21 protein-coding genes are annotated in these 23,315 nt (G+C 63.8%); 17 read left to right on the top strand and 4 right to left on the bottom strand.

The annotated features are described in order from the left end of the window. Positions 1 to 37: 37 nt before the first annotated feature. From ACIPY2_RS11000 to ACIPY2_RS10985, 4 genes are read left to right on the top strand one after another with little or no spacing between them, the layout of a single operon-like run. Complete coding sequence (locus tag ACIPY2_RS11000; RefSeq protein ID WP_400266418.1) at positions 38 to 700, top strand: response regulator transcription factor; 663 nt, start codon at positions 38 to 40, stop codon at positions 698 to 700. After that, positions 697 to 2,103 carry an ATP-binding protein gene (locus ACIPY2_RS10995; RefSeq protein ID WP_400266417.1) on the top strand — a complete coding sequence of 469 codons (1,407 nt, stop codon included), beginning with the start codon at positions 697 to 699 and terminating at the stop codon, positions 2,101 to 2,103. The genes ACIPY2_RS11000 and ACIPY2_RS10995 overlap by 4 nt, the downstream gene beginning before the upstream one ends. Continuing rightward, a complete protein-coding gene (locus ACIPY2_RS10990) occupies positions 2,096 to 3,061 on the top strand; it encodes a TAXI family TRAP transporter solute-binding subunit (protein WP_400266416.1) in 966 nt (321 codons plus the stop codon). Before ACIPY2_RS10995 ends, ACIPY2_RS10990 begins: the two co-directional genes overlap by 8 nt. Positions 3,062 to 3,103: 42 nt before the next feature. Then, positions 3,104 to 3,940 (top strand): hydroxymethylpyrimidine/phosphomethylpyrimidine kinase, encoded by an 837-nt coding sequence (locus ACIPY2_RS10985; protein ID WP_400266415.1) that lies wholly within the window; start codon positions 3,104 to 3,106, stop codon positions 3,938 to 3,940. Here ACIPY2_RS10985 and ACIPY2_RS10980 read toward each other — a convergent pair. Then, a complete protein-coding gene (locus ACIPY2_RS10980; RefSeq protein ID WP_400266414.1) occupies positions 3,937 to 4,866 on the bottom strand; it encodes a cytochrome b/b6 domain-containing protein in 930 nt (309 codons plus the stop codon). The genes ACIPY2_RS10985 and ACIPY2_RS10980 overlap by 4 nt on opposite strands. Positions 4,867 to 5,159: 293 nt before the next feature. Between ACIPY2_RS10980 and ACIPY2_RS10975 the strand changes: the two genes are divergently transcribed. Then, a complete protein-coding gene (locus ACIPY2_RS10975) occupies positions 5,160 to 5,774 on the top strand; it encodes a TetR/AcrR family transcriptional regulator (protein ID WP_400266413.1) in 615 nt (204 codons plus the stop codon). Positions 5,775 to 5,895: 121 nt separating this feature from the next. On the opposite strand, the gene ACIPY2_RS10970 is transcribed toward ACIPY2_RS10975, so the two are convergent. After that, entirely contained in the window at positions 5,896 to 7,410 is a 1,515-nt protein-coding gene (locus ACIPY2_RS10970; RefSeq protein WP_400266412.1) for a helix-turn-helix domain-containing protein, read from the bottom strand. A gap of 153 nt (positions 7,411 to 7,563) precedes the next feature. Between ACIPY2_RS10970 and aceA the strand changes: the two genes are divergently transcribed. Both aceA and aceB read left to right on the top strand, forming a co-directional pair. Then, the gene (aceA, locus tag ACIPY2_RS10965; RefSeq protein ID WP_400266411.1) at positions 7,564 to 8,877 is read left to right on the top strand and encodes an isocitrate lyase; all 1,314 of its coding nucleotides are present in this window, start codon (positions 7,564 to 7,566) and stop codon (positions 8,875 to 8,877) included. Positions 8,878 to 8,967: 90 nt separating this feature from the next. Then, positions 8,968 to 10,620 carry a malate synthase A gene (gene aceB / locus ACIPY2_RS10960; RefSeq protein WP_400266410.1) on the top strand — a complete coding sequence of 551 codons (1,653 nt, stop codon included), beginning with the start codon at positions 8,968 to 8,970 and terminating at the stop codon, positions 10,618 to 10,620. A 152-nt stretch (positions 10,621 to 10,772) separates the two neighbouring features. Here the strand turns inward: aceB and ACIPY2_RS10955 are convergent, their stop codons facing one another. Together ACIPY2_RS10955 and ACIPY2_RS10950 are read right to left on the bottom strand one after the other, a co-directional pair. After that, positions 10,773 to 11,969, bottom strand: a complete 1,197-nt coding sequence (locus tag ACIPY2_RS10955) for a CynX/NimT family MFS transporter (protein WP_400266409.1) — start codon at positions 11,967 to 11,969, stop codon at positions 10,773 to 10,775. Positions 11,970 to 12,054: 85 nt separating this feature from the next. Continuing rightward, positions 12,055 to 13,272 (bottom strand): ROK family transcriptional regulator, encoded by a 1,218-nt coding sequence (locus tag ACIPY2_RS10950; protein WP_400266408.1) that lies wholly within the window; start codon positions 13,270 to 13,272, stop codon positions 12,055 to 12,057. Between the two features lie 182 nt (positions 13,273 to 13,454). Here ACIPY2_RS10950 and ACIPY2_RS10945 point away from each other — a divergent pair, with 182 nt between their 5' ends. The 10 genes from ACIPY2_RS10945 to ACIPY2_RS10900 all read left to right on the top strand — a co-directional run bounded on the left by ACIPY2_RS10945 (position 13,455) and on the right by ACIPY2_RS10900 (position 23,281). Then, positions 13,455 to 14,195 carry a sugar phosphate isomerase/epimerase family protein gene (locus ACIPY2_RS10945; protein ID WP_400266407.1) on the top strand — a complete coding sequence of 247 codons (741 nt, stop codon included), beginning with the start codon at positions 13,455 to 13,457 and terminating at the stop codon, positions 14,193 to 14,195. Continuing rightward, positions 14,192 to 15,334 carry a Gfo/Idh/MocA family protein gene (locus tag ACIPY2_RS10940; protein ID WP_400266406.1) on the top strand — a complete coding sequence of 381 codons (1,143 nt, stop codon included), beginning with the start codon at positions 14,192 to 14,194 and terminating at the stop codon, positions 15,332 to 15,334. The genes ACIPY2_RS10945 and ACIPY2_RS10940 overlap by 4 nt, the downstream gene beginning before the upstream one ends. Before the next feature lie 64 nt (positions 15,335 to 15,398). Then, a complete protein-coding gene (locus ACIPY2_RS10935; RefSeq protein WP_400266405.1) occupies positions 15,399 to 16,724 on the top strand; it encodes an ABC transporter substrate-binding protein in 1,326 nt (441 codons plus the stop codon). A gap of 62 nt (positions 16,725 to 16,786) precedes the next feature. After that, a complete protein-coding gene (locus ACIPY2_RS10930) occupies positions 16,787 to 17,794 on the top strand; it encodes a carbohydrate ABC transporter permease (RefSeq protein WP_144661484.1) in 1,008 nt (335 codons plus the stop codon). Next, positions 17,787 to 18,626, top strand: a complete 840-nt coding sequence (locus ACIPY2_RS10925) for a carbohydrate ABC transporter permease (protein ID WP_144661483.1) — start codon at positions 17,787 to 17,789, stop codon at positions 18,624 to 18,626. The genes ACIPY2_RS10930 and ACIPY2_RS10925 overlap by 8 nt, the downstream gene beginning before the upstream one ends. 63 nt (positions 18,627 to 18,689) lie before the next feature. After that, the gene (locus ACIPY2_RS10920) at positions 18,690 to 19,892 is read left to right on the top strand and encodes a Gfo/Idh/MocA family protein (RefSeq protein WP_400266404.1); all 1,203 of its coding nucleotides are present in this window, start codon (positions 18,690 to 18,692) and stop codon (positions 19,890 to 19,892) included. 2 nt (positions 19,893 to 19,894) lie between these two features. Further along, positions 19,895 to 20,896, top strand: coding sequence for a sugar phosphate isomerase/epimerase family protein (locus ACIPY2_RS10915; protein WP_400266403.1), 1,002 nt, complete (start codon positions 19,895 to 19,897; stop codon positions 20,894 to 20,896). A gap of 12 nt (positions 20,897 to 20,908) precedes the next feature. Beyond that, positions 20,909 to 21,808: a TolB family protein gene (locus ACIPY2_RS10910; protein ID WP_400266402.1), complete on the top strand. Its 900-nt coding sequence runs from the start codon at positions 20,909 to 20,911 to the stop codon at positions 21,806 to 21,808. Further along, positions 21,798 to 22,808: a Gfo/Idh/MocA family protein gene (locus tag ACIPY2_RS10905; protein ID WP_400266401.1), complete on the top strand. Its 1,011-nt coding sequence runs from the start codon at positions 21,798 to 21,800 to the stop codon at positions 22,806 to 22,808. Before ACIPY2_RS10910 ends, ACIPY2_RS10905 begins: the two co-directional genes overlap by 11 nt. Next, complete coding sequence (locus tag ACIPY2_RS10900) at positions 22,805 to 23,281, top strand: heme-degrading domain-containing protein (RefSeq protein WP_400266400.1); 477 nt, start codon at positions 22,805 to 22,807, stop codon at positions 23,279 to 23,281. Before ACIPY2_RS10905 ends, ACIPY2_RS10900 begins: the two co-directional genes overlap by 4 nt. The last annotated feature ends 34 nt before the right edge of the window (positions 23,282 to 23,315 follow it).

The following is a 23,315-nucleotide window of genomic DNA, read 5'->3' as shown; positions in this document are numbered from 1 at the left end:
AAAGAGCGAACCCGAAAGAAAACCCGAAGGACCAACCGTGCACGTGCTCATTGTGGAGGACGACGACGCCATGGCCTCGGCCCTCGGTGCTGCTGTTGCTTCGGCCGGCCACAAACCCACGCGGGTTTCCCGGGGCGAGGACGCTCTGCTGGACCACAGGAACCACGAGGTGATCCTTTTGGACCTCGGGCTGCCGGATCTGGACGGCCTGGATGTACTAAGGAAGCTCCGTCAGGTCACCGCGGTCCCCATCCTGATCCTTACGGCGCGGGACGACGAACGCAGCGTGGTTCTGGGGCTCAGGTCCGGAGCCGACGACTACCTTGTAAAGCCGGTCAAACTCGTCGAACTGCTCGCGAGGATCGAAGCGGTCACCAGGCGCACCAACCGTTCCGGGCCCAGCGCTCCGCAGCAGATCGTGGTTGGGCCCCTCGCCGTAGACCTCGACCGCAGGGTAGCCGCCGTCGAGAACCGCGAACTGTCGCTGACCGCCACCGAATTCGACCTCCTCGCCCTGCTGGCAAAAAACGCAGGATCCGTGGTCACGCGCGAGCAGATCCTCGACGCCCTCTGGGGAGATGCGTTCCTGGCGCACTCCCGCTCGCTGGACGTCCACCTCACCGGCCTTCGGGCCAAGCTCAAACTGCCCGGCTTCATCATCAACGTCCGCGGCGTGGGCTACCGCGTGGAGCAAGGATGAAAGTCCGCGTCCTGGGCATCCTCAGCGTTATCGCAGTGCTCATTGTGGTCACTGTGTCCAGCGTGATCCTCACCTCCGCGGGCCGCGAGTTGACACAGGAAGTCCAAATCAACCGCGTTGCCGCCCTCAACCGCTTTGCCCAGCTGGCCAACGATGCTTCCGCTGACTACGACACCACCCGGCTCCAACGCGAAATGGACAGATACTCCGAGCTGTACGGTGAAGGGGTCCTGGTCCGCCTCCAGGACAGGACCCTCAGCTCCGGCGGCTTGGACGCGGACGCCCCGGGGACCAAGGACGCGCTCAACCGTGCAAGCCTCAACCTGAACGACACCACCATCGGAACTGTCCACCCCTTCGACACCGGCACGGACGTCATCTCCCGGTCTTTTGGAACGGCCAGCCAGGTCCTCGGTGAGGCCGTTCTGGAAGTAAACCTCGACGCCGCCCGAAGCAGGCTGCGGGAGCGGTGGTTCGTCGTCGGGCTCGCTGCCGTGGCAATGTGTGCTCTGCTGTTGCTGGCGGCGGCGCGTCTCACCGGCTGGGTCCTGCGGCCGGTCCACCGGCTAAGCAAGGCCGTGCACCAACTTGAAGCCACGGGCAAGACCAGCCAGCTCCCCGAGGCCGGTCCGCCCGAGCTGCGGGAGCTCAGCCGCTCGTTCACGGCCATGGCCAATACCCTCAGTGAAAGCATGGATTCGCAACGCCGCCTGATCGCGGACACGTCCCACCAACTCCGCAACCCGGTGGGCGCCCTGCGGCTGCGGATCGACCTGTTGCAGCTGGAACTGCGGAACGCACCTGAGAAGGCTGCGGCGGAAGGAGTTGTCGCGGAGCTGGAACGCGTTGAGCAAATGCTCGACGGCGTGCTGAAGCTGGCTGCGGCGGAACACCGCGCCGTTGCGGGGGCTGCTGGAGCCCAGGGGGATTCGGAGCACAGCCGCCAGACGGTGATTGATCCCTTCCCCGTCCTGCAGGGCGAGGTGGAGCGTGCAGGGCCAGCGGCGAAGCTTGCCGGGTCCACCATCACGCTGAAGCCATCCGAATCGCCACTCGCCATCCGGTGCGACCCCGACGAGCTGGCGCAAATGATCGGCGAACTGCTGGCCAACGCCATCAAATACGTCCCCCACGGCCACATCACTGTGGCGATGACGCCGACCAAAGGAGGTGCCGCCGTCGAGATTTCCGACGACGGTCCGGGCCTTTCCGATGAACAGCGCACAGCCTCCACCATCCGGTTTTGGCGGGCACCGCAGCACAGCAGCATCCCCGGAAACGGCTTGGGCATGACCATTGTGGAACGCCTGGCCGAAGCGAACGGGGGCCGCTTGTCCCTTGAGGCACGCGAACCGCACGGATTGACGGCAAGGCTGGAACTCCAGGGTGGTCCTGATGCGTGACGCGGTGGCGCGCCGCAGCCTTCTCAAAGCCGGGCTGGCACTCGGCGCGAGCGGACTTCTGTTGCCCGTGGCTGCCTGCACGCCGGAGCCGAAGCCGCAACAGCTGACCGTGGCGGGCGGCGAGTCGGGCGGTTTCTATCTTGAATTCGCCACTCTGTTGGCCGGACTGCTGCAGCGTGAAGGCGTCGCCGGGTCGGCCACGCCTGTGGTGACCGGAGGAAGCCTGGAGAACATCAGGCGGGTGATGTCCGGCGAGGCGACGTTCGCCGTCGCGCTGGCTGACACGGCGGCCGGACCGGACGCCTACGTCGCTGCCCCGCCGGGTGGAAGGCTCGTGGCCCTTGGCAAGGTCTACGAGAACTATGTGCACTGCCTGGTGCGCGCGGACAGTGGTATCAGTACGTTCGAGGACATTGCCGGGAAGGCTGTGGGTGTTGGTGAAGCCGGCTCGGGTACGTCGCTGACGGCACCGAGGATCATTTCCACGGCCGCGCTGAGCCCGCCACCCCGACAGCTCAACCTTGGCCTCAACCAGGGACTCGCGGCGTTGCGTGAACGGTCCGTGGACGCGCTGTTCTGGTCGGGCGGGGTGCCAACCGCCGCCATTGCCACCACGGCGCAGGGGCTGGCAGTCAAGCTCATCGACCTGTCCCGGCACATCAAGACCCTGCGCGGGGAACATGGGGACTTCTACGACCGCGTCCTCATTCCCGCCAACACGTACGGCAACGCACCCGCCGTCTGGACAGTTGGGGTGGCCAACCTCCTGCTTTGCCGCAGCGACCTCGCTGATTCCCTGGTCCGGCGGACCGTAGAGCTCCTTGTGGGACATGCCCGGGAGCTGGTTCCGAAGTCGAGTACGGGCGTGCAATTCCTCAGCCCTGAGACCCTCATTAACACTGCAGGAGTTCCATTGCATCCGGCGGCGGAGGCGGCGTACCGGAGCCTGCACGGCTAGCCCCGTTAGGAGTCGCGCCGGGGCAACTGCCAAAATGAAAACATGACTTCAGCCGTTTCCCCTGCCATTGCACTGACCATCGCCGGCTCGGAAGCGACCGGCGGCGCCGGCGCGCAAGCCGACCTCAAGACCTTCCAGGAACTGGGAGTCTTCGGCATCGTCAACCTCACGTGCATCGTTTCGTTCGACCCCAATGACAACTGGAACCACCGCTTCATGCCGGTGGACCAGCAGGTCATCGCTGACCAACTTGAAGCCACGACGGCGGCCTATGGTGCCGCTTCCGGCGCACCTTCGGTTCTGGACACCGTGAAGATCGGAATGCTTGGGAGCCCGGCGACGATCAGCACGGTTGAGAAGGCGTTGTCCGCCGGTTCGTTCGCCAACGTGGTTCTGGATCCGGTCCTGATCTGCAAGGGCCAGGAACCCGGCCACGCCTTGGACACCGACCAGGCGTTGAAGGCCCAGATCCTTCCCCTCGCCACATTCGTCACGCCGAACCACTTCGAGGCCGAGTCCCTGTCCGGGCTCACCATTACCGACGAAGAATCGCTGAAGGCCGCCGCCATCCGCATCCACGAACTCAGCGGCGCAGCAGTCCTCGCCAAGGGTGGTGTGCGGCTGGAAGGTGCTGACGCCGTCGACGTTTTCTACGACGGCGAGACGCTGGAAGTCCTGCGTGCACCGAAGGTGGGCGAGGTCGCGGTCTCCGGTGCAGGTTGCTCACTCGCTGCGGCCGTGACTGCCGAACTGGCCAAGGGTGCAACCCCGCTTGAAGCGGCCCGGACTGCGAAGGCTTTCGTGACCGAGGGAATCCGCAACCGCGTGGCCTCCGGCGCCCCGTTCGATGCCTTGTGGCAGGGCGGTGCGCTGAGCTAGCGCGAAACCTTGCCCATCAGCGAGGCGATCGGGCGGAGGAAAAGCGGCTGTGCCAGGAACCACGCTGCGGCTGTGACGATGATGGACGCTGCGAAGATTCCGAAGCCCCACCAGCTGTAGTCGTTGTTGGACGCGTACATGTGGTTCAGGTTGTTCAGGGCGCCCGTAGCCAGGACCAGCGTCACGTGGACGATCACGAACGCCACGAAGTAGATCATCACCGGGAAGTGGATCTTGCGGGCCAACTCGATCGGGTAGAACTTGTTGATCGCGGCTTTCTTGGGCCAAGCCCCGGACATCCGAATACCGGTGATGATGGCCAGCGGCGCGGCGATGAACACCGTGATGAAGTAGGTCAGCAACTGGAGCGAGTTGTAGTTGTTCCAGCCGTTTTCAACCGGCCAGTTCAATGAGGCGTATTGCAGCCCTGCCGAGACGGCGTTCGGGAACACGTCCCAGCTGGTGGGAACGATCCTGAGCCACTGGCCGGTGGCAAAGAGCAGCACGATGAAAATGATGCCGTTCAGTACCCACAACGCATCCAGCGTCAGGTGGAACCAGAGGTCCAGGCTGATCTTGGTGGGTGCGTTCTTGGTCTTGATGAAGCCCTTGTTGTTCCTCGTCCAGTACGCCGGCGGCCGGGTGGTGGTGCGCACCTGCCAGCCGGACCGGATGATGAGGACCAGGAAGAACATGTTGAGGAAGTGCTGCCAACCCAACCATGCAGGGAATCCCGTTGGCGTCCCTTCAGGAATGGCCGAGTGTCCCGGGTAGTCCGCCAGGAACTGCTTCACCGGGTCAAGGGTGCGCAACCACTGGGCGATCAGCACCAGGATCAGTGCGATCACCAAGGCTCCAGCGGTGACGACGACGGGCTTGAACCACCTGTTCGACGTGATCCCGGACGACTTGCTTGAAACGGACATCAGGCCGCGTTCCTCTCTTGCTTTGTTGGCGTGCGACCAGTTGGCGCGCTCATAGCGATTCAACCAGTTGCTGCCCGACGGTGAAAACGGCACCCGGGTTTTGGGGCGTTCGACGTCAAAAATCGCAGCATTTGGTTACATACTGCAATACAAATTTCTAGAACAGACTTCCAGAATTATTTCCTGTAGTTTGGGGCTTGGTCAAGGATGCACTGCCACTTCAGCCCCTTCCGGCGCTGCGGAATTCCAGGAAGTCGCCGAACGACACACCGATGACGCGAACAGGAGGTCCCATGGTTCGAAAAACATCCGACGCCGGCGTCCACGCTGGTTCCTGGCAATGGTCGCGAACAGCTGCAACCAGGCGGAACCTGCTCGACGCGGCCTCGTCGGTGTTCTGCGAACAGGGCTTCACGGACGCCGGCATCTCCGAGATCGTGGCCCGCTCAGGATCCAGCGTCGGCAGCCTCTATCACCACTTCGGCGGCAAGACGGAGCTGTTCCTGGCCCTCTGGGACGACTACCAGAACGAACACGAACGCTTGGTCGCGGCTGCGGTAGCCAAGGCCCGCAAATCTGGAGAAGCCGACCCCCTGGCCCTGTTCAACATCGGGAGCCGCAGCTACTTCGAGTACACGTGGAAGCACCGCGACCTGGAGCGGGTCTTCATCGAGGGCGACACTCCCCCGGGCTTCGAGGTCCTCCGCCGCGAACGCGGCCGTGAGTGGGTCCGACAAAACTCCGTGCTGCTCGGCACCAGCGAGGACACCCTGGGCCGCCTCACGGTCGCAGTGATCACGGACATCATCACGGTTGCCGGCCACGAGGTCGCCTTGAGTGCCACCAAAAAGGCGGCGGACGACGTCGTGAACGCTGCGGCAGTCTTGGTGGCGCGGCTGGTTCCCTAGCGGCGGACGCCGCGAGCCCCCCGGGTGAAATCGCGAGTTCGCGGGAAACCGGCGAGTTCGAGCGGAAGCTTCCAGCGACCCCGCACGGTTCCCGCGAACTCGAGCGCAGGCCCCCAGAAACTCAGCGCCCGGAGTGGGCCTCCAGGAAGCTGTACACCTCGGTCTCGTCCACGCCGGGGAATGCCCCGGGCGGCATGGCAGCAAGCAGGTGCGAGTGGGCACGCGCCGACGGCCACGCGTTTCCGGCCCACTCGTCCGCCAACGCGGCCGGCGGACGCTTGCAGCAATTGGGATCCGGGCAGGTCGACGTCGCACGCGCGGTGGTTTCACGCCCCCGGAACCACTTCACGTGCTGGTACGGCACGCCGATGCTCAGGGAAAACTCCCCCGAGGCCGAGCGCTCGGTGCGGGCCGTGCACCAGTACGTCCCGGAAGGCGTATCCGTGTACTGGCTGTACGCGCTGAACTTGTCGGGCACATCGAACACAGCCCGCGAGGTCCACGCCTTGCACGACGGCTGCCCTTCGATGGCGCCGGTGTGGTCCTGCGGGAACGTCACGCCGTCGTTCTCGTAGGCCTTGTAGATGATGCCGGACTGGTGGGTCTTCTGGAAGTGCGTGGTGATGCCCAGATGCTTGGTTGCCAGATTGGTGAAGCGGTGTGCCGCGGTTTCATAGGACACGGCGAAGGCGTCCCGGATGTCCTCGACGGCGATTTCCTTGGCAGCCTTGGCCTTTTGCAGGAACTCCACGGTAGCGTGCTCGGGCAGCAGCAAAGCCGCAGCGAAGTAGTTGGTAGCCACACGCTGCGCCAGGAAGTCGCCGTAGTTCCGCGGAGTTTCATGCCCCAAGACGTAGTGCCCCAGCGCCTGCAGCAGCACAGAACGGGGGTCGTGGTCCTGCCGCTGGTTCTGGGTCAGATAAATTCTGCGGTTCTTCAAATCCGTCACGGAACGCGTTGAATGCGGCAGATCGCCCACATGGTGCAGCGAAAATCCGAGGTTCTCCGCGATGTCCGCAATGACGTGCTGGCTCAGCGGACCCGTGGTGTAGCCAACCCCTTTGAGGACCTTCTGCGCCTCGGCCTCATACTCAGGGAAGTAATTACCGCGCTCGCGCATCATGGCACGCAACTCACCGTTCGCGCGGCGGGCCTCTTCCGGCGTCGCGGCTTGCTCGTTAAGTTTGCGCTCGAGCTCCTGAAGCAGCCCCACCTGCGACTCCAGCACCTCCAGCGGAAGCCGCGAGCTGATGCGGATTTTCGGCAGGTTCAGCGACTCGTACAGGGGTCCGCGCTGGTACCGTTCCAGCTCGATTTCCAGGGCAGCGCGGCGGCTCGGCGGCTCGGCTCCAAGAAGCTGGTCGATGCTCACGTTCAGGGACGCGGCCAGTTGCTGAAGCAGTCCCAGTTTGGGCTCGCGCTTGCCGTTTTCGATCAGGCTCAGCTGGCTGGGCGCGGTCCCGACGGCGGCACTCAGGTCATCGAGCGTCAGCCCGGCTTGCTTGCGCAAGTGGCGCACGCGGCGGCCGAGGCTGATGACGTCCAGTTCGGGGGACGGGGCGGACGACGACGGCGACGCGACGTCTCGATTCCAGCTTGAAGGCGACATTTCTTGAGAATACGCGAAAAACTGCATTTCTTTCCATACTTTTCCTCTAGAAAGCCCCTTGAAAGTGCAGAAAAGTAGTTCTCACGAAAAAGAAATACAGACCCCGGTCAGCCGGCCGAAGCAGCAAGGAAGCTGTGGAGGCCGGCCCGGGGAGCCCGCCAGGAAATTAGGAGACATGCAATGACCGCATCGTTTGAACCAGAGTTGACCGCAGAAGAGCAGGCCGCAGCACTGGAACTTGAATGGTCCGCCAACCCGCGCTGGGAGGGCGTCACCCGTGATTACTCGGCTGCCGACGTCGTCCGCCTCCGCGGCCGCGTCTCCGAAGAGCACACCCTGGCCCGCCGCGGTTCGGAGAAGCTCTGGAAGCAGCTCACCGAGGAAGCTCCCACCGGCGGCTACACCAACGCTTTGGGCGCCCTGACCGGCAACCAGGCCGTGCAGCAGGTCAAGGCCGGCCTGCGAGCCATTTACCTCTCCGGCTGGCAGGTTGCAGCCGACGCCAACCTCTCGGGCCACACCTACCCGGACCAGTCCCTGTACCCCGCCAACTCGGTCCCACAGGTTGTCCGCCGCATCAACAACGCACTGCTCCGCGCAGACCAGATCGAATACGCCGAGGGCGTCAAGACCGTTGAGGACTGGCTGGTCCCGATCGTCGCCGACGCCGAGGCCGGCTTTGGTGGCCCGCTCAACGCCTACGAGCTCATGAAATCCATGATCACCGCCGGCGCCTCGGGCGTTCACTGGGAAGACCAGCTCGCATCCGAGAAGAAGTGCGGACACCTCGGCGGCAAGGTCCTGATCCCCACCCAGCAGCACATCCGGACCCTGAACGCAGCCCGTTTGGCAGCCGACGTGGCCGGCACCCCGACGGTCGTCATTGCCCGCACCGACGCCGAAGCTGCAACCCTGATCACCTCGGACGTTGACGAGCGAGACCGCGAATTCATTACCGGTGAACGCACGGCCGAGGGCTTCTACAAGGTCCGCAACGGCATCGAACCCTGCATTGCCCGCGCCAAGGCCTACGCTCCGTACTCCGACCTCATCTGGATGGAAACGGGCACCCCGGACCTGGAGCTGGCCCGCAAGTTCGCCGAGTCGGTCAAGGCCGAGTTCCCGGACCAGATGCTCTCCTACAACTGCTCCCCGTCCTTCAACTGGCGCAAGCACCTGGACGACGCCACGATCGCCAAGTTCCAGCGCGAACTCGGTGCCATGGGCTTCACGTTCCAGTTCATCACCCTGGCCGGCTTCCACGCCCTGAACTACTCGATGTTCGACCTCGCCCACGGCTACGCCCGTGAAGGCATGAGCGCCTACGTCGAGCTCCAGGAAAAGGAATTCGCCTCCGAATCACGCGGCTACACCGCCACCAAGCACCAGCGCGAAGTCGGCACCGGCTACTTCGACGACATCGCCACAGCGCTCAACCCGAACGCCTCCACTTTGGCCCTGGTGGGATCCACCGAAGAAGGCCAGTTCCACTAAATTTCCCCAACCAAGTAGCAGCAGATGTCGTTTTGAACGTCCAAAACGGCATCTGCTGCCACCCAGTTGGGTTCCTGAAAGGACAATCCAATGAACAGCTTCACCGACAACTTCACTATCAACGGGATTACTCTGACCGCGCAGCCCATCTCGCGGCAGAACGAGGTCCTCACTCCGGATGCGCTTGAGTTCGTCGGCAAGCTGCACCGTGCTGTTGCTGACCGTCGGCAGGAGCTGATGCAGGCACGGCACGCACGGCGAAACGCTATCTCCAGCGGCCAGGACCCGCGGTTCCTGCCGGAGACAGAGGGTATCCGCAATGACCCGTCGTGGCGCGTCGCTCCCCCGGCTCCTGGCCTGGAGGACCGCCGGGTGGAAATTACCGGTCCTGTGGATAAGAAGATGACCATCAACGCCTTGAACTCCGGCGCCAAGGTGTGGCTGGCCGACATGGAGGATTCCTCCACTCCGACCTGGCGCAACGTGATCCAGGGCCAATTGAACCTGACCGATGCACTGGAGCGCCGGATCGACTTCACGTCGCCTGAAGGCAAGGAGTACAAGCTCAAGGCCGCCGAGGACCTGCCCACCATCGTCGTCCGCCCCCGTGGTTGGCACCTGCCGGAGAAGCACATGCTGATCGACGGCAAGCCGATCGCCGGCGGAATCGTGGACTTCGGGCTGTACTTCTTCCACAACGCCCGCCGCCTGCTCGCCCAGGGCAAGGGCCCGTACTTCTACCTGCCCAAGATCGAGAACCACCTGGAAGCACGCCTGTGGAACGACATCTTCATCCTGGCCCAGGACCTGCTCGGCATCCCGCAGGGCACCATCCGCGCAACCGTGCTGATCGAAACCATCACGGCCGCATTCGAGATGGAAGAAATCCTGTACGAACTGCGTGACCACGCGTCAGGCCTGAACGCCGGCCGCTGGGACTACATCTTCTCGCTGATCAAGAACTTCCGTACCCGGGGCCCGCGCTTCGTGCTCCCGGACCGCGGCCAGGTGACCATGACCCAACCGTTCATGCGTGCCTACACCGAGCAGCTGGTCCGGGCCTGCCACCGCCGCGGAGCCATGGCAATTGGGGGCATGGCAGCAGCGGTTCCGAACCGGAAGGACGAGGCCGCCAATGCAGCTTCCTTCGAAAAGGTCCGGGCCGACAAGACCCGCGAAGTCAACGACGGTTTCGACGGCTCCTGGGTTGCCCACCCCGACCTGGTGCCCGTGGCCCGCGAAGTCTTCGATTCGGTGCTTGGCGAGAAGCCGAACCAACTCGCCAAGACCCGCGAGGACGTCATCCCGGACGACCGCGCCCTGATCGACATCTCCACCACCCAGGGAACCATCACCGAGGCCGGAATCCGCTTGAACATCGAGGTGGGCATCCGCTACATCGAGTCCTGGCTTCGGGGCAACGGCGCAGTGGCCATCCACAACCTCATGGAAGACGCGGCCACCGCCGAGATCTCCCGCTCCCAGCTGTGGCAGTGGATCCACTCCCACGCCATCACCGAGCAAGGTGACATCATTTCCCGGGAATGGGTGGAGGACATGCTCGACGAGGAATTCGCCCGCCTGGAACGCTTCGACGGAGACCGGTTCGCAGACGCCCGCAGCATCTTCGAGGAAGTCACCCTGACGGAGGAATTCCCCACGTTCCTGACCATCCCCGCCTACGCCCGCTTCCTCACCGAAGCCAAGGAAGAGGCAACCGAAGAAGAACTGGTCGCCGCCTAGCCAAAGCAACCAACAAGCCCCGACGCTGGGCTGCCTGCACTCTTCGCAACAAGTGACCCCGAAGGCCGGGGAGGCAGCCCAGCACCGGAAAACCACCCAACTGGGGGACAGCAAACGTTCCACTGAGCGCTCAGTGGAACGTTTGCTGTCCCCTAGTTTGGCTGGCGGGACACCCAGCGGACGGACACCGTGGTGCAGATGCAGAAAGTCAGCACGGAGCCGAGGATCACGAGCAGGGGAACGGTCCAGCCGCCAGAGGCATCGTGGACGTAACCAACAATCGTCGGCGCCAAGGCCGCGAAGCAGTAGCCGACCCCTTGCACGACGGCGGACATCTTCCCCGCCGCTGCCTGCGAATGGGCGAACTTGATGACGGCAATGAAGATGACCGTGATGCCACCTCCCTGGGCTACACCGCCCAGCGAAGACCACAGCCACCACCACGACGGCGCCAGCAACAGGCCAAGGGGAACCGTCAGCCACAAGGCACTCAAGGTGGCCGCGACCGTCGTCGTACTTGAGAAGCGCGCCAGCAGCGGTACACCCAAGCCGCCGATAATCGCGAAAATCTGGAACAGCGAGGAGCCCGCACCGGCCTCGGCGGTGCCCATGGAGAGTTCGTCGGACAGGAAACTCGGCAGCCAGGCGGTGACCCCGTAGTAGGAGAACGCCTGCCCCGCGAAGCCAAGCGTCAGCCCGGCAACAAGCCACCCCACTCCACGGCCGGGCCCCGGAGCAGAGGTGGCAACCGGCGGAACCGGCGAGGGAACAAGCGCGCGGCGAACCCCCACAGTGGGAATCCAAAACACGATCGCCGCCAAGGCCAGGAGCGCGCTTGCAGCCAAGGACAGCCTCCACCCCACCAGGTCGGCCAAGGGCGCAGTCACCACCGAGGTGAGGAAAGAGCCGATGTTCAGGGCAGCAGTGTAGACGCCCATCGCGGTGGCCTGGCGTCGCGGAGCGAAGTCCCGGCGAATGATCAGGGGAACCGCGATGTTGCCAATCGTGATGGCCACGCCAATAAGGACCGTGCCAACCATCACGGGAACGCCACCCCCGCTGGAACGTATCACGACGCCGGCCAGGACACCGAGCAGAGTCAGCATGATCGCGAACTCGGCACCGAAACGGCGCCCGGCCATGGACGCCAGCGGTGAAGCGAGCGAGAAGCAAAGCACGGGAATGCCCGTCAGCAGCCCGAGTTCAACAGGTGAGAATCCGAGGTCGTGGCGCAACGAATCCACCACGGGAGCAACCGCCACAAAGGGCCCGCGCATGTTGAGCGCAATGAGCCCGATGCAGGCCAGGATCAGCCAACCGCGCGGTACTTTGGCAAGGAGTTGGCTCACTGGACAGGCCAGGACGTGACAGGAAACGTTTTCATCACCTTCATTGCTATCACGCCTGCCACCGGCAAAGCGCCGGAATACGGGCCTAACCCGTTGCTTGCAGCGTGGCTTCGATCACGGCAGGCGAAAGGACGTACCGGGTCACCATCTGGCTCGCGCCAAGGATCGCGGAACGCTCGCCGGCCATGGAAATACCGATGCGGAGGTGCGTCGTGGCCAGCGGCAGCGATCTCCGGTAGACCACCTCGCGGATGCCGGCCACCAAGTGCTCGCCCGCCTCTCCAACGCTGCCGCCAATGATGATCATGGAAGGGTTCAGCAGGTTGACCACGGTGGCCAGGACGTCCCCCACGTCGCGCCCCGCCTGCCGCAACGCCTGGATTGCCTGCAGGTTACCCTCACCCACCAGGCGCAGCACGTCGGCGCCGTTGCTGGCCTCCAGCCCTTGCGTCCGGAGTTGATGCGCGACGGCGGGCCCCGACGCGAGTGCCTCAAGGCACCCGTAGTTGCCGCATCGGCAAAGGACGTCGTCCCCGCGGGGAACACGGACGTGGCCGAGGTCGCCGGCGGTGCCGTTGGCGCCACGCTGCAACTCGCCGCTGCTGATGATGCCCGCACCGATGCCGGTGGCGACTTTGATGAAGAGGAAGTTGTCGTGGTCCGGCCAGTACGCGGTCCGTTCGCCCAGCGCCATGATGTTGACGTCGTTGTCCACCAAGACGGGAACAGGCAGCGAGCGCTGGACGTAAGTGACGACGTCGAACCCGTCCCAGCCGGGCATGATCGGCGGCTTCACGGGCCGTCCCGTGTCGTGCTCCACTGGGCCCGGCAGCCCGATGCCCATGCCTGCGAGGTCTGTAAGCTCCCGCCCTGCTTCGGCCAGCAGCTCCCGGCCCGCGGACACCACACGACCCAGGACTACTTCGGGCCCGTCGGCTACTTCCTGCTTCAGCCGGCGCTCGGCCAGGACGCTGCCCCCAAGGTCGGTGACGGCGACAATCATATGGGTCGCTCCGACGTCGACCGCCAGCACCACGCGCGCGGCGGGGTTGAAGGCAAAGCGCGACGGCGGCCTGCCGCCACTGGAGCTTGCCTCCCCGGCCGGACCCACCAGGCCGGAATTGATGAGGGCGTCGATGCGCGAGGCAACGGTGGAACGGGCCAGCCCCGTGGTGATGGCCAACTCGGCACGTGTCCGGGCCTGGCCGTCGCGGAGAAGTTGGAAGAGATCCCCAGCGCGCGACAGATTGCCGGCCTCTAAGACCGGGGCGTTTCCGGCGTCGTTTGCGGGTGCTGGAGTCATGCACTTAGTGAAGCACGATTGCTTATGCGTGTCATGCAATGAAAGTTTGTCGGCCATAATTCAACTTTTGCTTGACCGCCGACAAAAGTCCCCCTAGGTTGTGATGAGCAGCACATCACGACCGCAGATGGTGGTTATCACCCCGGCCGATCCGTACTCACCAACAATGACGAGGAGAGACAGTGTCATATTCGATCCAGCTCTACACGGTCCGAAAGGCCTTGGAAGAGGATCTTGCTGGAACCATCCAGCGACTGGCAGAAATTGGCTTCACCATGGTGGAGCCTTACCGGTTTGTCGCCAAGGCCGCTGAGCTGAAGCAGGCATTGGCAGAAAACAACCTCACCGCCCCCTCCGGCCACGCTCCGTTGCTCAGCGACGATCAAGACGCAATCTTCGCTGCCGCGCAGCAGTTGGGAATCGGCACGGTCATCGATCCGCACGTTCCCATCGACCGCTGGAACACCATCGAAGACATCAAGGAAACCGCCAGCCAGCTCAACTCCGCCGCCGCCAAGGGTGCGGAGTACGGAGTCCGCGTCGGCTACCACAACCACTGGTGGGAAGTTGAGTCGGTCATCGACGGGAAAACCGCCATTGAGCACCTCGCCGACCACCTGGATCCTGAGGTGGTCCTTGAACTCGACACCTACTGGGCAGCCGTTGGTGGCCAGAACCCGGCCGAACTCCTGGCCCGCCTCGGTGACCGGGTGAAGTTCATCCACATCAAGGACGGCCCCGTCACCTCCGATCCGTCCCAGCAGTTGGCTGTCGGCGACGGCAAGATGCCCATCTGGGAGGTTCTTGACGCAGCCGGTTCGCTTGAGGCCGGCGTCGTCGAGCTCGACGACTTCGACGGCGACATGTTCGAAGCCGTGCGCGACAGCTATAACTACCTCAGCGCTGGAAAGGTCAACGCATGAGCCACGCAACAGGAGCATCCTTCGGCCCCGTGGGCTCCGGCCCGGTGGGAGTCGGCATCATCGGCGCCGGCGTCATCAGCAAGCAGTACCTGGACAACCTCACCAGCTTCCCGGACGTCAAGGTGGTTGCCATTGGGGATCTGTTCGAAGAAGCGGCGGCCGCACGCGCCGCCGAGTACGGAATTGAGAAGCACGGTGGGGTCGACGCCGTCCTGGGTGATCCCGACGTCGAAATCGTGGTCAACCTGACCATCCCTGCCGCCCACGTTGAAGTAGCTACCCAAGCGGTCAACGCCGGAAAACACGTCTGGAGCGAAAAGCCCTTCTCCCTGGACCGCGAAAGCGGACTTGGCCTGCTCAAGGTCGCTGATGCTGCAGGCGTGCGCCTGGGATGCGCGCCGGACACCTTCCTGGGCGCCGGCCTCCAGACGGCCCGCCGCATGATCGAGCGCGGCGACATCGGCACCCCGCTGACCGCCCTGACGCTCATGCAGTCCCCCGGCCCTGAGTCCTGGCACCCCAACCCCGCTTTCCTCTTCCAGGACGGCGCGGGTCCACTGTTCGACATCGGCCCTTACTACCTGACTACCTTGGTTCAGACCTTCGGCAGCATCCGCCGGGTTGCGGCCTTCGGTTCGAAGTCCCGCGAGACCCGGGTCATCGGTTCCGGCCCCAAGGCAGGCGAAGTCTTCGACGTCACCGTTCCCACGCACGTCAGCTCCATCCTTGAGTTTGAAGGTGGCGAGTCCGCGCAGAGCATCTTCAGCTTCGATTCCCCGCTCAAGCGGGCAGGGTTTGTCGAAATCACGGGAACGGACGCCACCATCGCGCTTCCGGATCCCAACATGTTCGACGGCGACATCAGGATCTGCGCGCTGGGTTCCGACGATTGGACCACCGTTCCGTCAGTGGGCTCAACCGCGAGCCGGGGCGCCGGCGTACTTGAAATGGCCCGCGCTATCCGCGAAGGCCGTCCGCACCGTGCACAGGGCGAGTTGGCCTTCCACGTCCTGGACACGATGGCCTCCATTTCGGAGTCGATCGACAACCGGGCCTTCGTCGACGTCGAAAGCTCCGCCGACAAGGTTCCCGCTCTCCCCGAGGACTGGGATCCCACCGCAGCAACGCTCTCCGCCTGATCAACAGCAATCACCAGCCCCAATCAACATAGCCCCAGCTCGACGACGAGAAATCGGAGCAATAATGAAGAACCCCCTGAAAGTCCTTTCGGCTTTTGCCGCTACAGCCGCCCTGGCCCTCAGCATGAGCGGCTGCGGTGGAGGCGATACGCCCCAGGCCTCCAGCGACACCATCACCTACTGGGCCTCCGACCAGGGCAACAGCCTTGACGACACCGCGGCCAAGTTGAAACCAACCCTTGACCGCTTCACCGAGAAGACGGGCGTCAAGGTCAAGCTGGAAGTCATCGGCTGGACCGACCTCTACAACCGTATTCTTACGGCAGTCACCAGTGGAGACGGCCCCGATGTCCTGAACATCGGCAACACCTGGGCCGTGACGCTGCAGGAAACGGGAGCATTTGAGCCTGTCGAAGGCGATCTCCTCAACGCCGTCGGCGGCAAGGACCGCTTCCTGCAGACCAGCTGGTCGACCGGTGGCGCCGAAGGCAAGACGCCGACGTCGATCCCTCTGTATGGCTTGGCCTACAACCTGTACTACAACACCAAGATGTTCAAGGAAGCCGGCATTGAAAAGGCGCCGGTCACCTGGGACGAGTTCGTGGCCGACGCCAAGAAATTGACCAAGGACGTCAACGGCGACGGCAAGCCTGACCAGTGGGGCTTCACCGCAGCCGGCGCTTCAGTTTCGGCCAACTCGCACCAGGCGTTTGTTCGCGGTCTCCAGAACGGCGGCACGCTCTTCGACAAGGACGGCAAGCCGACGTTCGACAGCGACCCCCAGGTCCAGGGCGTCAAGCAGTTCGTTGACCTGATGGCCGTGGACAAGGTGATGTCGCCCTCTGACGCTGAACTGAGCCAGGGCAGCCAAAAGGTGGACAACCTCATCAACGGCAAGGCAGCAATGATGTTTGACCAGAGCCCGCTGAAGAACTTCGCAGCCCGTGACTTCAAGGACTGGGGCGTTGCCGCCATCCCGATGATGACTGCTGATGCAACGGGCGACCGCGCCACCCAGAGCCACGTGGCCGGTATCAACCTGAGCGTATTCAAGAACAGCAAGAACAAGGCAAACGCCATCAAGCTCGCCGCTTTCCTGACAAGTGACGAGGAGCAGGTGGCCCTGAACAAGGCCTACTCTTCCCTGCCCGTGGTCAGCGCCGCATCCAAGGATGCCGCTTTCCAGACCGAGGAGGTCAAGGCCAAGAACGAAGCCCTGTCCAACCACTCCCTGCCGATGCCGCTGATCGCCAAAGAAGGACAGATGGAGACCCTGACGGGTACCGCGATCAAGAACCTCTTTGCCAAGGCAGCAACCGGAACTGTTTCCGAAGACGACATCAAGGCGGCCCTCAAGGACGCCAATAACCAGATGGCCGCGGCCCAGTAACCATGCCCTGAGGGTGGAGGCGTCACCTATGGTGGCGCCTCCACTCCGGCAAAGGAGTTTCCATGTCACATTCAGCGCTGGACAGCGGAAAAGCCGCTGCGGGCAGCACAACGGCCGCCCATCCTGAGCCCGACGGGCCCACCCCTTCGACGCCGATCCGCAAACGGCGCCGGTCCTTCCTCCCCTACGGCCTGATCGCTCCGGCCGCCATCCTCGAACTCCTCATCCACATCGGCCCCATGCTCCTGGGGGTGTGGATCGCGTTCATCTCCTTGACCCAACTCAACCTCACGAACTGGCTCAACGCCCCTTTCGTGGGCTTGCAGAACTTCATCAACGGCCTCAACCCGGAAAGCACCATCGGCCAGGCTTTCTTCAGCACCGTTGGCCGTACCCTGCTCTACACCATCCTCGTGGTCGGCTTCTCGTGGGTACTAGGCATGGCCGGAGCCGTCTTCCTTTCCTCGAACTTCAAGGGCCGCGCCCTTCTGCGGACCTTCTTCCTGGTCCCCTACGCACTTCCCGCCTACGTCGGAACCATCGCCTGGGCCTTCATGTTCAACCAGCGTGACGGCGCGGTAAACCAGATCCTGGTGGACACGCTCCATCTCTTCGGTGACCACCGCCCCTTCTGGCTCCTCGGCGAGAACTCGTTCGGAGCAATGGTGGTAGTGAACGTCTGGCAGCTATGGCCCTTCGCTTTCCTCATGCTGATGGCGGCACTGCAGAACGTTCCGAACGACGTCTACGAGGCCGCAGCCATCGACGGCGCCACCCTCTGGCAGCAGTTCCGGACCATTACTTTGCCCATGGTCCGCCCGGCCAACGGAGTGCTTCTGATGGTGATGTCCCTGTGGACGTTCAACCAGTTCAACATTCCCTTTGTCCTGTTCGGTGCCACCTCCCCCAAGGAAGCCACGCTCATCTCGCCCCTGATCTACCAAAACTCGTTTGGCAGCTGGAACTTCGGCCTCGGCGGAGCAATGAGTGTTCTCCTGCTGATCGCACTCTTTATCGCTTCTGTCTTCTACATCCGCATGGTGCTGCCAAAGGGAGCCGACAATGATTGAGACCCGCAACTTCCGGATCCTAAGAAATGTGGTCCTGACCATCCTTTCCCTCTGGGTGGCAATACCGCTCTTCGTGGTGGTTTCGACGTCGATCAAGCCGTTGAAGGACGTCGCCGGACTGTTCCAGTGGATTCCGCGCGAGATCACCCTGGCTCCGTATTTTGATATCTGGACCACGGTGCCGTTGGCCAAGTACTTCCAGAACAGCCTCATCATCACCGTCGCGGCCACTGCGTGCTCCGTCACCGTCGCCGTGCTTGCCGCCTACGCGATCGCCCGGCTGCCTTTCAAGGGCAAGCGGGCCTTCAGCCTCACGGTCCTGTCCACCCAGATGTTCCCGGGCATCCTGTTCCTGCTGCCGCTCTACCTGATCTTCACCCAGATCCGGAACATCACCGGCCTTCAGCTGCAGGGTTCCTACCTCGGCCTGATCATCACGTACATGACATTCACGTTGCCTTTCGCCATCTGGATGCTGAGCGGTTACTTCGCTTCGATTCCCAAGGAGTTGGAGGAAGCTTCCATGATTGACGGCACGGGCCGCATGGGCGCTCTCTTCCGCGTCATCCTTCCGGTTGCCAAGCCGGGCATCATCGCGGTTGCAGTGTACTCATTCATCTCGGCGTGGGGTGAGGTGCTGTTTGCCTCCGTCCTCACCAATGAGTCGACCAAGACTCTGTCCTTGGGCCTGAAGGCTTACGCCAGCGAATCGGATGTGTTCTGGAACCAGCTCATGGCCGCCTCCGTGGTGGTCAGTTTGCCGGTCCTCATCGGATTCATCCTGGTCCAGCGGCACCTTGTGGCCGGTCTTTCGGCCGGCGCCGTCAAGTAGCTGCAGACCACCCCGCCTCCGGGCACCGTCCCGGACCACCGCCCCCTATTTAGGAGCATCACAATGAACACGGCGCAGACGCCCGCACTGTCGAAGGACAGCACCGACCGCCCCCTCGGCGTGGCCGCCATCGGCTATGCCTTCATGGGGAAGGCCCACTCGAATGCGTGGCGGAATGTGGCCAGTTTCTTCGACGTCCCGGCCTTCGAGCAGAAAGTGCTCGTGGGCCGGGACGCCACCCAGGTAGCGGAGGCCGCAGCCAAGTACGGTTGGGCTGAATCGGCCACCGACTGGCGTGAAGTCATCGAGCGCGACGACATCGACATCATCGATATCTGCGCACCCGGCTGGATGCACGCCGAAATAGCCATCGCCGCCCTCGAGGCAGGCAAGCACGTACTTGTGGAGAAGCCGCTGGCCAACACACTGGGCGAAGCCGAGCTCATGACCGCCGCCGCCGCCAAGGCCCGCAAACGCGGCGTCCAATCCCTGATCGGCTTCAACTACCGCCGCGTCCCCGCCCTCGCCCTGGCCCGCGAGTTGATTGCCGAGGGCCGCCTCGGGACAGTCCGCCATATCCGGGCCGCCTACCTTCAGGACTGGCTGTCCGACGCCGAATCCCCCATGACCTGGCGGCTGCGGAAGGAAACCGCCGGCTCGGGTGCGCTCGGCGACATCGCCTCGCACGCCATCGACCAGGTCCTCTATCTGCTGGGTGATGCCGTCACCGAAGTCACCGGCCGCCTGCACACCTTCGTCGACCAGCGCCCCGGAGTTGACGGCTTGGAAGACGTAACGGTCGACGACGCCGCCTGGGCCACGCTGACCCTCGCCTCCGGAGCAATCGCCTCGGTGGAAGTCAGCCGTGTGGCCACCGGCCGGAAGAACTCCCTCACCCTCGAAATCTACGGCGACAAGGGCACCATCCTGTTCGACCTCGAGGCGTTGAACGAACTCGGATTCCTTGATGCGACAGTCCCTGTGCGGGAGCAGGGTTTCCGGCGGATCCTGGTCAACGAGCCTGAGCACCCGTACCTTGAAGCATGGTGGCCGCAAGGGCACATCATCGGCTGGGAACACACCTTCACGCACCAGATCCGGGACTTCCTGGCCGCCATCCGCGACGGAAGCCAGCCGTCGCCGTCGTTCGAGGAGGGCCTGAACGTCCAGCACATCCTGGCCGCCGTCGAAGAGTCGGCGGCCGCCAAAAGCTCTCTGATCCAGCTGTCCCCCAAGCCAATCAACACCGCAACCGAAGGAGCCTGACCATGCCCCGCCCGTACACCCTGTTCACCGGCCAGTGGGCCGACCTCCCCCTTGAGGAAGTCGCCAAACTTGCCTCGGGCTGGGGCTACGACGGCCTGGAAATCGCCGTCTCCGGAGACCACCTTGATGCCTGGCGCTGGGACGAACCCGGCTATGTCGAGTCCAAGCTCGAACTCCTGGACAAGTACAACCTGAAGGTCTGGGCCATCTCCAACCACCTCAAGGGCCAGGCCGTCTGCGATAACCCGATCGACTTCCGCCACGAAGCCATCGTCGGCTCGCGTGTGTGGGGCGACGGGGAACCCGAAGGCGTCCGCCAACGCGCCGCCGAGGAAATGAAGCACACCGCCCGCCTCGCCAAGGCCCTCGGTGTGGACACCGTGGTGGGCTTCACCGGCTCCTCCATCTGGCAATACGTCGCCATGTTCCCGCCCGTCCCCGAGAAGGTCATCGAGGCCGGATACCAGGACTTCGCCGACCGCTGGAACCCCATCCTGGACGTCTTCGACGAAAACGGCGTCCGGTTTGCCCACGAAGTCCACCCCTCCGAAATCGCCTACGACTACTGGACCACGGTCCGCACGCTGGAGGCGATCGGGCACCGGGAAGCGTTCGGCCTGAACTGGGACCCGTCCCACATGATGTGGCAGGGCATCGACCCTGTGTCCTTCATCTGGGACTTCAAGGACCGGATCTACCACGTGGACTGCAAGGACACCAAGGTGCGCCAGACCGGCCGGAACACCGTCCTCGGCTCCCACTTGGCCTGGGGCGACCCGCGCCGTGGCTGGGACTTCGTCTCCGCCGGACGCGGCGATGTGCCCTGGGAGGCGTCCTTCCGTGCCTTGTCCGCGATCGGCTACGACGGACCCATCTCCGTTGAATGGGAAGACGCCGGCATGGACCGACTCCATGGCGCCCCCGAAGCCCTCGCCGCCCTGAAAAAGTTCGACTTCCCGGCGTCGCAAACCTCTTTCGACGCCGCCTTCAGCAGCAAAGACTAAGGACCCGCAGACGTGATCCGCACCTTGCAAACAGGACAACGCTGTGAGGTGCGGATCGCGTCGGTCTCCAGCCGCAGCGAACTCCTTTACAGCACCGGGGATATCCTCCTCGAAGCCGCCAACTGGACCCTTGACGGTCAGGCCCTGATCCTTAACGGGGACGGGAAGCTTTGGAAGCTGGACGTGGACTCCGCGCAGCTCTCCGAGATTCCGCTCACCGGGATCGCTGACCTCAACAATGACCACGTCCTGGCTCCCGACGGCGAAGGCATCTTCCTCTCCGCCAACGACGGCCACATCTACCACGCCCCGTTGGAGGGCGGCGCCGCCACGCGCGTCACCAAGGACGACGGCTACTTCCACTTCCTCCACGGCGTGAGCCCGGACGGCGCAGAGCTGGCGTACGTGGGGATCGAAGCAGGCGACTTTTCGCGGCCCGGTCGCCTCATGGTCATGGCGTCCGACGGCGGTGCTGCCGCCCGCATCGACGTCGGTCCGGGACACTGCGACGGGCCGGAGTACTCGCCTGACGGTGCATGGCTGTACCTGAACACCGAATCCTTCAGCACGGCCAAAGGCCACGCACAACTCGCCCGTGTGCGCCCGGACGGCAGCGGTTTCGAGCAGCTGCTCCAATCCGAATCCGTTGACTGGTTCCCGCATCTTTCCCCCGATGGCCGCTATGCCAGCTACCTCCGGTTCCCCCGCGGCACCGTAGGCCACCCGGCGGACCTGCCGGTCGACGTCGTACTTGTCTCCACCGCGGACTGGGGCGCCCCGCTGAGGACGTGGCCACTTTCCGGCGGTCAAGGTACCCTCAACGTCAACAGTTGGTCGCCGGATTCCGCGTGCTTTGCGTTTGTGGCGTACCCGCTTACTGACCCGGCAAAGGACCAAGCACGTGACGCTTAGCAATGGCACATCCGAGGGCACCATCCGCTGGGGAATTCTCGGCACCGGCTTCATCGCGGACCTGCAAACGCGCGACCTGAAAGAGAACGGATTCACCGTGCAGGCCGTCGGTTCGAGGTCACTGGATACCAGCCGGGCCTTCGCGGAAGAGCATGCGGTAGCCACGGCGCACGGCAGCTATGAAGACCTGGTGGCGGACCAGTTGGTGGACGTGGTCTACATCGCCACGCCACACCCCATGCACCATGCCAACGCGCTGCTGGCACTGAACGCGGGCAAGCACGTTCTGGTGGAGAAGTCGTTTACCATGAACGCCCGCGAAGCACAGGAGATCGTTGATCTCGCGGCGTCCAAGGGACTGGTCGCGCTGGAGGCCATGTGGACGCGCTTCCTTCCCCATATGGTCAGGATCCGCGAGATCATCGCCGCCGGGACAATTGGCGAGGTCCGGAAAATCATCGCCAGCCACAACCAGAGCCTGCCCAAGGATCCCGCCCACCGCCTCAACGATCCCGCGCTTGGAGGCGGCGCGCTCCTGGACCTGGGCATCTACCCGATCTCCTTTGCGTTCGACATCCTCGGAGCACCGTCGAAAATCCGCGCCAGCGCGTCAATGACTGCTACCGGAGTTGACCGCCAAACGGCGGCGATCTTCGATTACGACGGCGGTGCGCAGGCTGTGGTGGACTGCGAACTTGACGCAGCCAGCGCCAACCGCGCCTTGGTGATCGGCACCGAGGGGTGGATCGACGTCGAGCACACTTGGTACAACCCCGTTCCGTTCACGGTTCACGCCGTAGATGGCAGCGTCGTGGAGCGGTACGACCAGCCAGTGGACGGCCGCGGAATGCAGTACCAAGCTGCCGAAGTGGAACGCCTGGTCAGGGAAGGCTCCACTGAAGGAACCATCTTGCCCCCGGGGGAGAGTGTGGCCATCATGGCAGCCATGGACGAAATCCGGCGGCAGATCGGGCTGGGCTACGAGGCTGATCGAGCATGACTGAGTCACCGCGCCTGGCCGAGCTCCAGGCCCAGGAAGAGGAACTGACCTTCGCTTCATTCGATAACCACGATGTCTGGCGCTTGGGCTCGTTGATCGCCAACCACGCCATCAGCTCAGGGTTCGGAGTGGCCATCGACATCCGGCGCCACAACATCGTCCTCTTCCGTTGCGTCCTTCCCGGTGCCACGTCCGACCAAGAGGAATGGATCCGCCGGAAGTCGAACTCAGTGCTGCGCTTTGAACACAGCACGGCGTTGTTGTCCGAGCAGTTCTCCGCTCTCGGCCACAACCCCCTGGGCGGCGGCTGGCTCAACCACGATGACTACGCCCTTGCCGGGGGCTCCTTTCCCATACGGGTCCGGGGAGCCGGTGTCATTGGGGCCATCACGGCCTCAGGGTTGGCTTCCGACGAGGACCACCAACTGGTGGTGGACGGCCTCCGGGACTACCTGAAGACTGTGGGGGCATAACTCCCACGTTGCGAGGCCCGCTCTACGTGCTAAA

Origin of the sequence: Paenarthrobacter sp. NPDC089675 (genome assembly GCF_044749185.1) — a bacterium.
Classification (GTDB): Bacteria; Actinomycetota; Actinomycetes; order Actinomycetales; family Micrococcaceae; genus Arthrobacter.
This window is presented reverse-complemented; position numbering and strand designations above follow the sequence as displayed.

Coding starts and splice junctions, on each gene's coding strand:
- ACIPY2_RS10995 (WP_400266417.1), top strand. CDS start 697: ATGAAAGTCCGCGTCCTGGGCATCCTCAGCGTTATCGCAGTGCTCATT.
- ACIPY2_RS10990 (WP_400266416.1), top strand. CDS start 2,096: ATGCGTGACGCGGTGGCGCGCCGCAGCCTTCTCAAAGCCGGGCTGGCA.
- ACIPY2_RS10985 (WP_400266415.1), top strand. CDS start 3,104: ATGACTTCAGCCGTTTCCCCTGCCATTGCACTGACCATCGCCGGCTCG.
- ACIPY2_RS10980 (WP_400266414.1), bottom strand. CDS start 4,866: ATGTCCGTTTCAAGCAAGTCGTCCGGGATCACGTCGAACAGGTGGTTC.
- ACIPY2_RS10975 (WP_400266413.1), top strand. CDS start 5,160: ATGGTTCGAAAAACATCCGACGCCGGCGTCCACGCTGGTTCCTGGCAA.
- ACIPY2_RS10970 (WP_400266412.1), bottom strand. CDS start 7,410: ATGCAGTTTTTCGCGTATTCTCAAGAAATGTCGCCTTCAAGCTGGAAT.
- aceA (WP_400266411.1), top strand. CDS start 7,564: ATGACCGCATCGTTTGAACCAGAGTTGACCGCAGAAGAGCAGGCCGCA.
- aceB (WP_400266410.1), top strand. CDS start 8,968: ATGAACAGCTTCACCGACAACTTCACTATCAACGGGATTACTCTGACC.
- ACIPY2_RS10950 (WP_400266408.1), bottom strand. CDS start 13,272: ATGACTCCAGCACCCGCAAACGACGCCGGAAACGCCCCGGTCTTAGAG.
- ACIPY2_RS10940 (WP_400266406.1), top strand. CDS start 14,192: ATGAGCCACGCAACAGGAGCATCCTTCGGCCCCGTGGGCTCCGGCCCG.
- ACIPY2_RS10935 (WP_400266405.1), top strand. CDS start 15,399: ATGAAGAACCCCCTGAAAGTCCTTTCGGCTTTTGCCGCTACAGCCGCC.
- ACIPY2_RS10930 (WP_144661484.1), top strand. CDS start 16,787: ATGTCACATTCAGCGCTGGACAGCGGAAAAGCCGCTGCGGGCAGCACA.
- ACIPY2_RS10925 (WP_144661483.1), top strand. CDS start 17,787: ATGATTGAGACCCGCAACTTCCGGATCCTAAGAAATGTGGTCCTGACC.
- ACIPY2_RS10920 (WP_400266404.1), top strand. CDS start 18,690: ATGAACACGGCGCAGACGCCCGCACTGTCGAAGGACAGCACCGACCGC.
- ACIPY2_RS10915 (WP_400266403.1), top strand. CDS start 19,895: ATGCCCCGCCCGTACACCCTGTTCACCGGCCAGTGGGCCGACCTCCCC.
- ACIPY2_RS10900 (WP_400266400.1), top strand. CDS start 22,805: ATGACTGAGTCACCGCGCCTGGCCGAGCTCCAGGCCCAGGAAGAGGAA.